Consider the following 14079-nt stretch of genomic DNA (forward strand, 5'->3'; position numbering starts at 1 on the left):
GGGAGACCCTCACATTAACATCGCAGTCTGCGTCTCCCTCCCCCTTGCGGGGAGGGATCAAGGGTGGGGGGCCGCAGCCACCGGTGGGAGCTGGAAGCGTCGGCTACGCCGCCAGGCTGGTGTCGGCGGCGACGCCGAGCATCAGGTTGAGATTCTGCACCGCGGCGCCGGACGCGCCCTTGCCGAGATTGTCGTAGACCGCGACCAGCAACGCCTGGGCCTTCGCATCATTGGCGAAGACGTGCAGCCGCATGCGGTTGGTGTCGTTGTAGAGCTCGGGGTTGAGCTCGGGGCTGCGCTCGAGATCGGACAGCGGCGCGACATCGACGAAGCTCTGCGGGATTGCCGCAAAATGGTCGGCGATGGCGGCATGAAGCTCGGCGCCGGTCGGCACCTTGGCAAGGCTCCAGAGCTGCAGCGGCACCGCGGTGATCATCCCCTGCCGGAAATTGCCGACAGCGGGCTGGAACAGCGGGGTATGCGCCAGCTTGGCGTATTTCTGCAGCTCGGGCAGGTGCTTGTGCTTGAAGGTGAGGCCGTACAGCGCGAACTCATTGGCGTTCTCGCCCTGTGCCTCATAGTCCTCGATCATGGTGCGGCCGCCGCCGGAATAGCCGGAGATGCCGTTGACGGTGACCGGGAAATCGGCCGGCACGAGGCCCGCTTCTACCAGCGGCCGCAGCGTCGCGATGGCGCCCTGCGGCCAGCAGCCGGGGTTGCCGACGCGCGTGGCATTGGCGATGGCGGCAGACTGCACCTTATCCATCTCGGCGAAGCCATAGGCCCAGCCCTCGGCGATGCGGTGCGCGGTCGAGGCATCGATCACCTTGGTGGTGTCGTTCTCGATCAGCGACACGCTTTCCTTGGCCGCATCGTCAGGCAGGCAGAGGATCGCCACATCGGCGAGGTTCAGGAGGCGCTTCCGCTCCTCGAGATCCTTGCGCTTGTCGTGGGCAATGGAGATCACCTCGAGGTCGCGACGACCGGCAAGGCGCTCGCGGATCTGCAGACCCGTGGTACCGGCTTCGCCGTCGATGAAGATTTTCGCGACCATGTGAGACTCCCAATAAAGGGGTTGAATGCGCGGGGACATATAGGGGTTGCCTCTGTCATCTGCAAAGGGTTTGGTGGCGCAAACACCATCATATGAGAGGCCGAAATGACCCCGCACAATCACGCCAAGCCCGGTGACTATGCCGAGGCGGTGCTGCTGCCCGGCGACCCCTTGCGTGCCAAGTGGATCGCCGAGAACTTCTTCGAAGATGCGAGGCTGGTGAACTCGGTGCGCAATTGCCTCGGCTATACCGGCAGCTGGAAGGGCAAGCCCGTTTCGGTGCAGGCGACCGGCATGGGGCAGGCATCGCTGTCGATCTATGTGCACGAGCTGATCAACGTCTACGGCCTGCAGAAGCTGATCCGGGTCGGCACCTGCGGCGGGCTCAATGCCAAGGTGAAGGTGCGTGACCTGATCATCGCGCAGGGTGCGACGACGGATTCGGCGATTGTCCGCGACGCCTTCACGCCGTTCAACTTCGCGCCGATCGCCGATTTCGGGCTGCTGCGCGACAGCGTCGAGCGGGCCGAGAAGGCGGGGATGCGCTACCACGTCGGCAATATGCTCTCGTCCGATATATTCTACCACATCGAGCCCGGCCTCACCGGTTATGGTCGGCTGCCGGCGCATGGCATCCTCGGGGTCGAGATGGAGGCGGCGGCGCTCTATACGCTGGCGGCGCGGTTCGACCGCAAGGCGCTGGCCATCTGCACGATGACCGATTGCCTGATCACCCATGCCGAACTCAGCGCCGAGGACCGGCAGTCGTCGCTCAGGGAGATGATCACCCTGGCGCTCGATACCGCGATCGGCGCATGAGCGTCCTCGGCAAACTCGCCTCGGCGCTGGGCCGCAACGACGAGCAGCCCAATGTCGAGCTGGCGGAGGCGCTGGCGGCAAAACCGGACCCGCTGCCATCGCCGAGCTGGCCGGGGCGCTCGCGACGGGGACGACTGCCGTTTCCAACGACGCCATCAAGGTGCTGTACGAGCTCGGCGCGTTGAAGCCGGAGCTGGTGGCGCCGCACGCCCCTGCGTTCCTCAAGTTGCTTGGCGGCAAGAACAACCGCAATGTCTGGGGCGCCTTGCAGGCGATCGAGACGATCACATCGCTGCAACCCGATGCGGTGCTGGCGCAACTGCCGGCGATCCTCGTTGCGGCGGATAAGGGTTCGGTGATCGCCAAAGACAAGGCGGTGGCGATCCTCGTCAAGCTCGCCGCGGCCGGGCATGGCGGCAAGGCGCTGCCGGTGCTGCTCGAGCGGCTCGACGGCGCGGCGCCGAACCAGTTCCCGATGTACGCCGAACAGGCGCTGCCGGTGATCGACGCGGCGCATCGAGAGGCATTCGTGCGCCTGCTCGAGGCGCGCCTCACCTCGATCGAGGCCAGCGCCAAGCGGACGCGTGTGGAAAAAGTGCTGCGGCGGGCCCGCGCCTGAAGCCTCCGAAAATTGAGGAACGTGCGTCTTCAAAGCGCGATCAAGCGCTTGGCCAAGTCAAGACGCCGCGGCCCGCAGCGGGGTCTGAAGATCGGCTGCCGGAGCCGATCTCGACCTGTCATAAATGTCGCATGGGAGGGAGCCAAACTGGGCGGAACTGAACCGCCGAATTGGCGTTGGGAAGTTAGTTAGGGCATCTGAGGGGAGGCCAGAATGAATACCCACACACTCATCGAACACCGCGATATCCAGAACTGGGTGACGGCGCGTCATGGCAAGCCGGCTTTGCGCCGCGTTCCCGATCCGAACGGGCAGGTGCGGGCGCGGCTGGCGCTGAACTTCGCGCGGCCGGCGGCGCCGACCGAGACGCCGAGCCAGGACGACGGCATGAGCCCCTGCTCATGGACGGCATGGCTGGCCGAGCTCGACCGGCAGCACCTGGCGCTGCGGGTGAGCGACAAGACGGCGTTCGAGTTCGTCGAGCGGCGTGACCTGAACTAGAGCGTTTTCAGGCGGATTTGGCGAGTGAGGTGCCGGCCAGCGGATGGGCCGGCATCGCGTCGGCATGCGGATCGCCAGCCACAGCAACGCGGTCGCGGCCATCGCGCTTGGCGGTGTAGAGCGCCGCATCGGCGCGGCGGCGGAGACCGGAAAGGCTCTCGCCGTCCATGCGCTCGGCGACGCCGAAGCTGGCGGTGCAGCGCACGAAGGGCGGTAGCCCGGCCACCGGCTGTGCGGCAAAACCGGTCCGCAGCGTTTCCGCCAGGAGGCGGGCGACGGCGAGGTTGGCGCCGGGCAGGAATACTCCGAACTCCTCGCCACCCAGCCGGCCGACCACTGCTTTTGGCGGCGCGGTGTCGCGCAGCAGCGTCGCGAAGGCAATGATCACCTGGTCGCCGGTGTCGTGGCCGTAATTGTCGTTGATGGCCTTGAAGGCATCGAGGTCGGCCAGCACCAGCGCCGCCGGCACGCTTGCCTGCTGCAGGCCGGGGGCGGCGCGCTCCTCGAAGCCGCGGCGGTTGTAGACCGAGGACAGCGGATCGGTCTCCGAGCGCGCAGTGATCTCGACCAGCATGTCGCGCACCAGCAGCATCAACATCAGCAGCCCTGTTGCCACCTGGAGGATCGCGCCGAGCGATTGCGAATAGAGGGCATAGGTGGTGGCGAGGTAGGTGTAGGAGCTGTCGCCCGAACCGCCGAGCAGCACGGCGGCAAAGGGCTTTGACAGGAACTGCATGGCGCTCAGGGCGAACAGCGCCACGAGCCCGATATCGATCGGCTGGCGGCGGCGCGAGGCGAGGATGATCCAGGCGGCGCAGGCCTGCATGACGGCATAAGGCGTCTGGTAGATCAGGTTCCGCTCCACCGTATCGTGCGGCAGGGTGTAGCCGAACCAGTTGGCGGCCACCGACACGATGACGATGACGCTGACGCCGGCCCAGGGCAGCGGGCGAGCATAGCGCCGCGCCACGCCCAGGGTCACCGCGGTGACGGCGCCGAGGAAGGCGGCAAAGCCGGCGGTGTAGGCGAACTGCGGATAATCCTGCTGCGGCAGGATGAATTCCGAGGCGATGTAGACAATGCCGAAGACGTAAGCGAGGGAGAAAAACGGCGCGACCTTGTCCGCCCGGTTGGAGACGCCGACCAGGAAGAAGGCCAGCGCAAACAGCGCGGCAATGAATAGGTTGATGGCGAGTATGAAGCCCGCTCCGGCCATGCCCTGCAATCGCGTCCCTAATGATGGAATGACAGTAAGGGTGGCCCCGAAAGAACTGGTTAACAGCATGCCCACAGCACCGTGGCGCGCTGTCGCAGTTTGAGCCACCAGCGCCGTAAAGCCAAGTCCGAACAGGGCGCTCGATGGTGATCGGCACTTGGAACCGGACGGCGCCGCGACCACTTAAGCTATAGCAGTTTTCCCGCTAAGCTCGGGTTCTGAACAAGACCAGAAAGGCATCGAAATGACTCAGGTCCTCACCAAGCACGAGGATATCCGGCTCTGGGCAGCGGCGCGCTCCGGCAATCCGGCCATGGAGGACCGGTCAACCGGTATCGGCGGCCCGCCGGTGTTGCGGATCCTGTTCGACCAGCAGGCGCTGAATGCCGGCGAGAACCAGTATGGCGACCGGCTCGGCGGGCTCGACCTGGTGGCCTGGGACGAATGGTTCGAACATTTCGATGGCCAGAAATACGGGCTGCTGGTCGAGGACGAGCGCCCGGGCGTGCTGGATGACTACTACGAGTTCGTGCCGCGGGACGGCAACCAGCGGGACTGAGCGGCTAATCGACTGAGAGAGACGGCCCCCTCCCATCCTCCCCCATGAAGGGGGAGGTGCTCCGCCGCTTCACCAGGCACAATCGAAGACAGAGCCTCGACTCTTCACCTCCCCCTTCATGGGGGAGGCCGGGAGGGGGCCGTCTGCGGCCTATTGGCCCCGTTCCGCCGCCGCCTCGATGGCTTCCATGTCTTCGTCGGAAAAGCCGAAATGGTGGCCGATCTCGTGCACCAGCACGTGGGTGATGATTTCACCCAGCGTTTCCTCTGTTTCGCTTTCGGCCCAGTAGTCGAGGATGGGGCGGCGGTAGAGCCAGACCTGGTTGGGCAGTTGCCCGGTCTGCGGCGAGGCGCCGCCCTGCGGCAGGCCGATGCCGCGAAACAGCCCGAGAATGTCGAACTCGGTTTCGAGCTCCATCTCGGTCATCGTCTCTTCATCAGGGAATTCGGCCACCATGCAGGGGACGTTCCCGGCCAGCGCCTTGAACTCTCTTGGCAGCGCCTCGAAAGCCGCTGCCGCGATCTCTTCGAAATCGTCGAGGGACGGAGCTGCGCGCTCCGTCCACGGATTGGGGCTTACTGCCACTCGCGAATGTCGACGAAGTGGCCGGTGACCGCCGCGGCTGCCGCCATGGCCGGCGAGACCAGGTGGGTGCGGCCCTTGAAGCCCTGGCGGCCCTCGAAGTTGCGGTTCGAGGTCGAGGCGCAGCGCTCGTGCGGCTTCAGCTTGTCGGGGTTCATGGCAAGGCACATCGAGCAGCCCGGCTCGCGCCACTCGAAACCGGCATCCTTGAAGATCACGTCGAGACCTTCGGCTTCCGCCTGTTCCTTCACGAGGCCCGAACCCGGCACCACCATGGCGTTGACGCCGGCGGCAACCTTGCGGCCGGCCACCACCTTGGCAGCGGCGCGGAGATCCTCGATGCGGCCATTGGTGCAGGAGCCGAGGAAGACGCGCTCGACGGTGATGTCGGTGATTTTGGTGCCCGGCTCGAGGCCCATATACTCGAGCGCCCGCCACTTACTGGCGCGCTTGTTGGCGTCCTGGATGTCGTCGGGATTGGGAACCACGCCATTGACCGAGATCACGTCCTCGGGGCTCGAGCCCCAGGAAACGATCGGCGGGAGCTTCGCCGCGTCGAGGATCACCACCTTGTCGTAATGCGCGTCGGCGTCGGAATAGAGGGTCTTCCAGTACTCGACGGCATGGTCGTAGGCGGCGCCCTTCGGCGCGCGCGGCCGGCCCTTCACGTATTCGAAGGTCTTCTCGTCGGGCGCAATCAGGCCGGCGCGGGCGCCGCCCTCGATGGTCATGTTGCAGACCGTCATGCGGCCTTCCATCGACAGCGCACGGATGGCTTCGCCGGCGAACTCGATGACGTGGCCGGTGCCGCCGGCCGTGCCGATCTCGCCGATGATGGCGAGGATGATGTCCTTGGCGGTGACGCCCTCGGGCAGCTGGCCATCGACACGCACCAGCATGTTCTTGGCCTTCTGCTGGATCAGCGTCTGGGTGGCGAGCACGTGCTCGACTTCCGAAGTGCCGATGCCGTGCGCCAGTGCGCCGAACGCGCCATGCGTCGAGGTGTGGCTGTCGCCGCAGACGATGGTCATGCCGGGCAGGGTGAAGCCCTGCTCGGGGCCGACGATGTGCACGATGCCCTGACGCTTATCGAAGGGATCGTAGTACTCGATGCCGAAATCCTTGGTGTTCTCGGCCAGCGCGGCGATCTGGATGGCGCTTTCCGGGTCAGGATTGGGCAGCGAACGGTCGGTGGTGGGGACGTTGTGGTCGACCACGGCGAGGGTGCGCTCCGGCGCCCGGACCTTGCGGCCGTTCATGCGCAGACCCTCGAAGGCCTGCGGGCTCGTCACCTCGTGGACCAGGTGGCGATCAATGTAAATAAGGCTGGTCCCATCCTCGTTGTTGGAAACAAGGTGATCGTCCCAGATCTTATCGTACAGAGTTCTGCCGGCCATTTTTGCTGGAGGTTCCACTCGGGGGTTAAGGGAGTAACGGGGGGTTCTAAGCCCCGCTCGCGTGTCAGGTCAAGATTGGCAGAGGGCTCAGAGGTTACAAGGGTGCCATGCGAGCGGGTGCATCGGGGAGGCCACGCACGCGGAAGGCGCCCAGCAGCGTGGTGTCGATGCCGATGTGGCGGCGGTTCCAGCGGGCGATGGCGAGCTGCGCCACGGCGCGCGACAGGGCGTTGACCGCGGCGGCGCCGATCAGCCCAAAAACCGGAATCACTGCCAGCTCCAGCAGCAGGCCGACCAGCATGATGGCGCCCCAGATCCGCACGTAATCGCGCTCATGGCCGGTCATCATCATGACGATGCGCGACGGGCCGGTGGCGGCGTCGAACAGCAGGCCAATGCTGAGCAGGATCAGCACCCAGTAGCCGGCAATGGAGTGATCGCCGAACAGCGCAAGGATCTGGTTGCCGAAGACCAGGTAGCCGAGGAACACCGCCAGCGAAAAGGCGAAACCGGCCCAGGCACACAATGCAGTGATCGCCTGCGCCTGCTTCATTTCGCCGGCATGGTAGTGGCGCGACACCATCGGCGCGACCACGAGGGTTATGGCGAACATGAACAGGGTCAGCAGCCCGGCGGTGCGGAAGGCGTTGAAGTAAATGCCGGCGGCCTCGGCGGTGACCAGGAGGCCAATGAAGATGGTGTCCATGTTGAGCGCGGCGGAATCGATCACCGTGCCGATGAGGAACCAGCGGCTCGCCGTGCCATGCTCGCGCCAATAGGGCCGGAGCGTCGCAAAGCCCGGGGCGATCTCGTAGCGCCGGAGACGCGCGAGGGCGTATTGCAGCGCCAGCGCCACGGCCAGCAGCACGGCGGTCAGCAGCAGCGCCTGCCAGCCGGTGAGCGGGGCGTTCAAGGCGAACAGCGCCACGATGGCGAGCGGGGTGAGGACGCGCCACAGGATGTCGCGCGGCGCCAGCGCCGTCCATACTGAGCCCTGCGCCCGGAGCGCCGAAGACCAGTATTCGGCGAAGGCCATGGGCAGGATCAGGGCGGCGGCGGCATAGAGGTGCCAGGTCGCGCCGCCGAACAGGCCGGCCGCCGCCGCCCCGCCAATGGTCAGCGCGGTGAGGACGAGGCCGGCGATGAGCGTCAGCGCGCCACCCGAGCGCAGCGCCGACAAGGCCTTGTCGTGCCTCCCGGCCACATCCTCTTCCGGCCAGTAGCGCAGGACCGCCGTCTGCTGGCCCATCGAGGCGCCGATGGCGAGGATGGTGGCAAGGCTCAGGCCGAAGGCGAAATAGCCGTACTCGGCGGCGCCCATGCTGCGCGAGAGCACCACATACATCAGGTAGGTCAGCCCGGCGGTGGCGACCTTGATCAGCAGCGATGCCAGCGACCGGCTGAGGCCGGTGCGCAGCAGTGCGCGAAGGTCGGAGGGAGCGTTGGACATGGCGGGCCGTCGACGAGAGGGTTCGCGGACTATGGCAGGGGGATGCTCACAAGGTCTTACCGTCATCGTCTTGTGTTGTGGCCACTCGACAACAGCGGCGGCCGGACGCAGAGTCCCGCCACTGGGGGACGGGGAGTCAGGCGATGAATGAGGCGGCAGCTGTCGATACGCGTGCGGCGCTGATCGCGCGGGCAGAGGGCTACCAGTCGTCGGAGCCAAGCTTTGCACGGTTCCTCAGGGCAGTGGCCGAGGCGACCGATCCCGAAGACCTCGCCATGCATCCGGTCGATGTGCTGGAGGCGACGTTCCGCAAATCCTACGGCCGGTTGGGCAAACGCGAGCTCGCCAGCCACAATGTCTATGTGGTGCCGCCGGAACAGCCGGGCGAGCTCGAGATCGTCGAGGTGTTCTCGGCCGATATGCCGTTCATCGTCGATAGCGTGCTGGCGGCGATCCGGGCGCGGGGCGGGGTGATCCGCTTCATCACCCATCCGGTGCTGCAGTTCGATCCGGCGACCTACCGGGTGCTCGACGTGCCGACGCCGGGCAGCCGGCTGGAGAGCTTCCTCCATATCGAGATCGAGCCGCTCGCCGATATCGTGCTGCGCGAGGCGCTGAAGGGCGAAATCGACGATACGCTTACCGATGTCGGCCGGGCGGTCGCCGGCTGGCGGCCGATGCTGGCGCGGGTGAAGAAGGCGATGGCCGACTGGCACGCTCACGCCCCCAAGGCGCCCCCGGCCCAGGTGGCCGAGGCGATGCACTTCCTCGGCTGGCTGGCCGAGCACAATTTCACCTTCCTCGGCATGCGGGAATATAAGCTCGAGCCGGCCACGGAGGTCGATGGCGTCGCGACACCGGCCAGGCTCGTGCCGGTGCATGACAGCGAGCTCGGCATCCTCGAGGACCCGAGCGTGTTGTTCCTGCGCTCGGGGCCCAACTATGTCGAGATGACGGAGCAGCACTTCGCCTTCCTCGCCGAGCCGGCGCCGATCATGGTCAGCAAGGCCAATATCCGCTCGCGGGTGCACCGGCGCGCCTACATGGATTATGTCGGGGTGAAGCTCTACGACCGCGAGGGCGCCATTTCGGGTGAGCTGCGGATCCTCGGGCTCTTCACCTCGATGTCGCTGGCGGCGCCCAATACCGACGTGCCACTGATCAGGAAGAAAATCACCGAGGTGCTGCGCGAAGCCGGGCAGGACCCGCAGAGCCATGCCGGCAAGGCTTTGATGAATGCGCTCGATACGTTTCCGCGCGACGAGCTGTTCCAGATCTCCGAGCCGCAGCTCTACGAGTTCGCGACCATCATCGCTAGCCTCGTCGACCGGCCGCGGGTGCGGGTGCTGAGCCGCATCGACCGCTTCGACAACTTCGTCTCGGTGCTCGTGTTCGTGCCGCGCGACCGCTACGATTCCGACGTCCGGGCGGTGATCGGCAGCTATCTGGCGCAAATCTATGAGGGGCGGGTTTCGGCGTTCTATCCGAGCTTCCCCGAAGGCGAACTGGTCCGGGTGCACTTCATCATCGGGCGCAACGGTGGGGTGACACCGACGCCGAGCCGCGACGAGCTGGAGGCGGGGGTGGCGGAGCGCATCCGCACCTTCGGCGACCGGCTGGTGGCGGCGGCGCAGGATACTGCCGCCATCGCCGACTATCTCGAGGCCTTCCCGCCCGACTATCAGGCGGTGCACTCCGCCGAGGCGGCGCTTGGCGATATCGCGGTGATCCGGCTGCTGCCGGACGAGCGAGCGATTGCGCTCCGGCTCGGGGCCCGCGAGGGCCGCAGCGCCATGGGGCTGAAGGTCTACCACCGCGGCAGCCCGATCGCGCTCAGCGACCGCGTGCCGATGCTGGAGAATTTCGGCTTCCGGGTGATCGACGAGGACACCTTTACGGTCAAGCCGCTGCATGACGCCGAGACCTATGTGCACGACATGCTGCTCGAGGCCGATGACGGGCTCGACCTCGATGACCGGGCGCTGAGCGAAAAGATCGAAACCGCTATTCTCGCGGTATGGCGGCGGGAAGCGGAAAGCGACGGGCTCAACCAGCTGACGCTGAAGGCCGGGCTCGGCTGGGACGATGTCGAGGTGCTGCGGGCGCTGACCCGCTACCTCAAGCAGGTCGGCATCCCCTATTCGCGCGACTACCTCAATTCGGTGATGGCGCGACATGTCGATGTCTCGACGGCGCTGGTGACGCTGTTCCACGCCGAGAACGACCCGCATTTCGCCGGCGACCGCAAGCGCGCCACGGCCGAGGCGCGCGAGATCATCGCGGCAGCGGTGGAAGCCACCACCTCGCTCGACGAGGATCGCATCCTCCGCCGCTACCTCAACCTCACCGAAGCTGTGGTGCGCACCAATGCCTACCAGCGCGACCAGTCGGGAGCGCGGCGGCCGGCGCTGGCGCTGAAGTTCGACTGCGCCAAGGTCGAGGCGCTGCCGGAGCCAAAGCCCTATCGCGAGATCTTCGTCTATTCGCCGCGGGTCGAGGGCCTGCATCTGCGTTTCGGACCGATCGCCCGCGGCGGCTTGCGCTGGTCGGACCGGCCGGAGGATTTCCGCACCGAGGTGCTGGGGCTGGTGAAAGCGCAGCAGGTGAAGAACGCCATTATCGTGCCGGTGGGCGCGAAAGGCGCGTTCGTGCCCAAGCAGACGCCTGTCGGAGCCGATCGCGAGACGGTGCTGCGCGAGGGGACGGTCTGCTACAAGATCTTCGTCTCGACACTGCTCGACGTCACCGACAATCTCGAGGTCGATACCGTGGTGCCGCCACCCGACGTGATCCGGCGCGACGGCGACGATCCGTACCTGGTGGTGGCCGCCGACAAGGGCACGGCGAGCTTTTCCGACACCGCCAACGCCATTGCGGTTGATCGCGATTTCTGGCTCGGCGACGCCTTCGCCTCGGGCGGTTCGGCCGGCTACGACCACAAGAAGATGGGGATCACGGCGCGTGGCGGCTGGGAGGCGGTGAAGCGGCACTTCCGCGAGCTCGACCGCGAAATCCAGACGACGCCGTTCAGCGTGGTCGGTGTCGGCGACATGAGTGGCGACGTGTTCGGCAACGCCATGCTGCTGTCGCCGCAGACGCGGCTGATCGCGGCGTTCGACCATCGCGACATCTTCATCGATCCGGACCCGGATGTGGCGGTGAGCCTTGCCGAACGGCAGCGGCTGTTCGAGCTGCCGCGCTCCAGCTGGCAGGATTACAACCCCGAGCTGTTGTCGAAGGGCGGCGGGGTCTATTCGCGCAGCGTCAAGACGGTGCCGCTATTCGCCGAGGCGCGGAAATCGCTGGGGCTCAACTCCGACGCGGTGACGCCCAACGACGTGATCCGCGCCATCCTCAAGGCGCAGGTCGACCTCTTATGGTTCGGCGGCATCGGCACCTATGTGCGAGCCAGCAGCGAGACCGAGGCGCAGGCGGGCGACAAGGCCAACGATGCGGTGCGCATCGCCGGCGCCGAGATCCGGGCGCTGGTGGTGGGCGAGGGCGCTAACCTCGGAGTGACGCAGCTCGGCCGGGTCGAGTACGCGCTGAAGGGCGGGCGGATCAACACCGATGCGATCGACAATTCGGCCGGGGTGAACTCGTCCGACCTCGAGGTGAACATCAAGATCGCGCTCGGTGCGCTCACTCGCACCGGGCAGCTGACCACGCAGGTGCGCAACGAGTTCCTCGCTTCGATGACCGACGAGGTGGCGGCGCTGTGCCTGAAGAACAATTACCTGCAGACATTGGCGCTGAGCGTTGAGGAAGCGCGCGGGCTCGCGGCTTTCCCCGAGCATGTGGCGCTGATCGAGGGGCTGGAAGCCTCGGGCGAGCTGCACCGGGCGGTGGAGTTCCTGCCCGACAACGCGGCGCTGCGGCATCGGGCGCAGGGCGGCAAGGGGCTGACCCGGCCGGAACTGGCGGTGCTGCTCGCCTATGCCAAGAACGTCGCCAATGCGGACCTGCTGAAGACCGGGGTGCCGGACGATCCGTATCTGGGGCGCGAGCTCTATCGCTATTTCCCCGACCGGCTGATCGAGACTTTTGAGGATACTGTCACCAACCATCGGCTGCGCCGCGAGGTGATCGCCACGGTGCTGTCGAATGCCATGATCAACCGCGGCGGGCCGGGCTTCGTCAACGAGATGATGGCGGCTTCGAGCGCCGATGCCGGGCAGGTGGCGGCGGCCTATGCCGCGGCGCGCGACGTCTATGGCACGCCGGATCTCAACCGCGATATCGACGGGCTCGACGGTACCGTGCCGGGCAAGACCCAGCTGACGCTCTATGCCGAAGTGCAGGCGCTGCTGAAGCGCGAGACGCTGTGGTTTTTGAGGAACGGGCGGTTCGAGCATGGGCTGAGGCCGCTGGTCGATCGCTACCAGGATGGCATCGCCCAGGTACGGGCGATGATCGGCGGGCTGCTCGGCAGCTATCTGGAAAACACCATCGGCGAGCGCACGGCGCGGCTCGAAGCTGCCGGGGTGAAGCGCGAGATGGCGCGGCGCTTCGCCGAATTGCCGGTGCTGTCGCTCGGCACCGATATCGTCCTGGTGGCCGAGCGGACGCGGACGCCGGTGGCCGATACCGCCATCGCCTTTTTCGGCGTGCTCGATACGTTCAAGCTTGGCCGGGTGATCGAAGAGGGCAATGCCATTGTGCTGGGCGACAAGTTCGACCGCATGGCGCTCGACAGGGCGCTCGCCAACTTGCTCAGGGCGCAGCGCGACCTGACGGCCGATGCGCTGGCGACCAATAACGGGGCGGTCGATACCCGGCTCAAGGCCTGGCGCGACGGCCATCCCGAAGCGATCGCCCGGGTGGCCGACGCGGTGCAAGGACTGACCGAGGGCGAGATGACGGTGTCGCGCCTCTCGGTCGCTGCCGGCCTGCTCGGGGACCTGGCAAGGAGCGCCTGAGCTCAGCCGTTGGCGGCTTGCGACGGTGCAGCGAGGACTGACCAGTCGAAATCGCGCGCCCAGGCGTCGAAGGCGTGCCAGCGGACCTCGGGAAAGGCCTGGTGCAGCGCCGGGATATCGACGTCGTAGCCGACGCGGTCGAACCATTCGAACATGATGGCGCTCTCGGGATCCTGCTGCCGCGCCGCGGCGAGAGGGATCTCCTGGTAGTGCACCGGCCGGCCGGTGGCGCGCGCGAGGGTGGCGGCCTGATCGGTGCCGGAGAGCTGGTCGCCGGCGATGTCGAAGCGCTTGCCGAACAGCGAGGCGCCGCGTTCGATCACCGCGGCAACGAAGGCGCCGATATCGGCGACGGCGATCAGCTGGTTGCTGCGCTGGGCCGGCAGCCCGAACGCATAGACGCCGTTGCGCAGCGCTTCGATACCCCATGGCGCCACCACGTTTTCCATGAAGGCGACGGGCGCAACGATGGTGTGGGGGATGCCGAGCGCAGTGATCGCCTGCTCGACGCGATACTTGCTCTCGAAATGCGGGATGCCGGTGGCCTTGTTGGCGTCGGCGACCGAGGAGAACACCAGGTGCCCGACATCGGCTGCCTTGGCGGCCTGGACCGCGGCGATGCCCTGCTCGGTTTCCACTTCGGGGCCATTGCCCCAGAAGCTGGTGACGACGAACATCGCGTCGGCGCCACGAGCGGCGCGCTCGACCGAACCGGGGTCGCTGAAATCGCCGGCAACGATCTCGGCTCCGGCCGCGGCGAGGCGGCGCGCGGCCTCGGTCCCGGGGGTGCGGGTCAGGGCGCGCACCGCGTGACCCTTGCCGAGTAGGGCTCGGGCGACTGAACCGCCCTGCTGGCCGGTAGCGCCGGTAACGAGGATGGTCTTGTTGGTGGTCATTTCGATCTCCGAGTTTGGTCCCGGAGATTTCGGTACTGACGGATTGAGCGACAACGAGCTATAGTCA

Annotated in this window: 12 protein-coding genes; 6 read left to right on the plus strand and 6 right to left on the minus strand. The window is 66.5% G+C overall.

What is annotated here, in order from left to right; all coding sequences use genetic code 11:
* Positions 1-103: 103 nt before the first annotated feature.
* Positions 104-1054 (minus strand): N-acetyl-gamma-glutamyl-phosphate reductase, encoded by a 951-nt coding sequence (gene argC / locus ASC68_RS04310; RefSeq protein ID WP_055875220.1) that lies wholly within the window; start codon positions 1052-1054, stop codon positions 104-106.
* 105 nt (positions 1055-1159) lie between these two features.
* On the opposite strand from argC, the gene deoD reads away from it, so the two are divergent.
* From deoD to ASC68_RS04325, 4 genes are all read left to right on the plus strand, one after another.
* A complete protein-coding gene (gene deoD / locus ASC68_RS04315; RefSeq protein WP_055875224.1) occupies positions 1160-1873 on the plus strand; it encodes a purine-nucleoside phosphorylase in 714 nt (237 codons plus the stop codon).
* The gene (locus tag ASC68_RS28570; protein WP_156387230.1) at positions 1870-2058 is read left to right on the plus strand and encodes a hypothetical protein; all 189 of its coding nucleotides are present in this window, start codon (positions 1870-1872) and stop codon (positions 2056-2058) included. The genes deoD and ASC68_RS28570 overlap by 4 nt, the downstream gene beginning before the upstream one ends.
* The gene (locus ASC68_RS04320) at positions 2034-2492 is read left to right on the plus strand and encodes a hypothetical protein (RefSeq protein WP_156387231.1); all 459 of its coding nucleotides are present in this window, start codon (positions 2034-2036) and stop codon (positions 2490-2492) included. Before ASC68_RS28570 ends, ASC68_RS04320 begins: the two co-directional genes overlap by 25 nt.
* A 213-nt stretch (positions 2493-2705) precedes the next feature.
* Positions 2706-2993 carry a hypothetical protein gene (locus ASC68_RS04325; protein WP_055875231.1) on the plus strand — a complete coding sequence of 96 codons (288 nt, stop codon included), beginning with the start codon at positions 2706-2708 and terminating at the stop codon, positions 2991-2993.
* Positions 2994-3000: 7 nt separating this feature from the next.
* Here ASC68_RS04325 and ASC68_RS04330 read toward each other — a convergent pair whose 3' ends face one another.
* On the minus strand, positions 3001-4209 hold the full coding sequence (locus ASC68_RS04330; protein WP_055875234.1) for a GGDEF domain-containing protein: 1209 nt from the start codon (positions 4207-4209) through the stop codon (positions 3001-3003).
* A gap of 244 nt (positions 4210-4453) precedes the next feature.
* Here ASC68_RS04330 and ASC68_RS04335 point away from each other — a divergent pair, with 244 nt between their 5' ends.
* On the plus strand, positions 4454-4768 hold the full coding sequence (locus ASC68_RS04335; protein ID WP_055875237.1) for a hypothetical protein: 315 nt from the start codon (positions 4454-4456) through the stop codon (positions 4766-4768).
* 150 nt (positions 4769-4918) lie between these two features.
* Here ASC68_RS04335 and ASC68_RS04340 read toward each other — a convergent pair whose 3' ends face one another.
* From ASC68_RS04340 to ASC68_RS04350, 3 genes are all read right to left on the minus strand, one after another.
* Complete coding sequence (locus tag ASC68_RS04340) at positions 4919-5353, minus strand: metallopeptidase family protein (RefSeq protein ID WP_055875240.1); 435 nt, start codon at positions 5351-5353, stop codon at positions 4919-4921.
* On the minus strand, positions 5344-6747 hold the full coding sequence (leuC, locus tag ASC68_RS04345) for a 3-isopropylmalate dehydratase large subunit (protein ID WP_055875242.1): 1404 nt from the start codon (positions 6745-6747) through the stop codon (positions 5344-5346). Before leuC ends, ASC68_RS04340 begins: the two co-directional genes overlap by 10 nt.
* A gap of 94 nt (positions 6748-6841) precedes the next feature.
* A complete protein-coding gene (locus ASC68_RS04350) occupies positions 6842-8197 on the minus strand; it encodes an oligosaccharide flippase family protein (protein ID WP_055875245.1) in 1356 nt (451 codons plus the stop codon).
* A 143-nt stretch (positions 8198-8340) separates the two neighbouring features.
* On the opposite strand from ASC68_RS04350, the gene ASC68_RS04355 reads away from it, so the two are divergent.
* A complete protein-coding gene (locus tag ASC68_RS04355) occupies positions 8341-13116 on the plus strand; it encodes an NAD-glutamate dehydrogenase (protein ID WP_055875249.1) in 4776 nt (1591 codons plus the stop codon).
* A 2-nt stretch (positions 13117-13118) separates the two neighbouring features.
* Here the strand turns inward: ASC68_RS04355 and ASC68_RS04360 are convergent, their stop codons facing one another.
* A complete protein-coding gene (locus ASC68_RS04360; protein ID WP_055875252.1) occupies positions 13119-14012 on the minus strand; it encodes an NmrA/HSCARG family protein in 894 nt (297 codons plus the stop codon).
* Positions 14013-14079: the final 67 nt, after the last annotated feature.

This window comes from Devosia sp. Root105, from assembly GCF_001424865.1.
Taxonomy (GTDB): domain Bacteria; phylum Pseudomonadota; class Alphaproteobacteria; order Rhizobiales; family Devosiaceae; genus Devosia_A.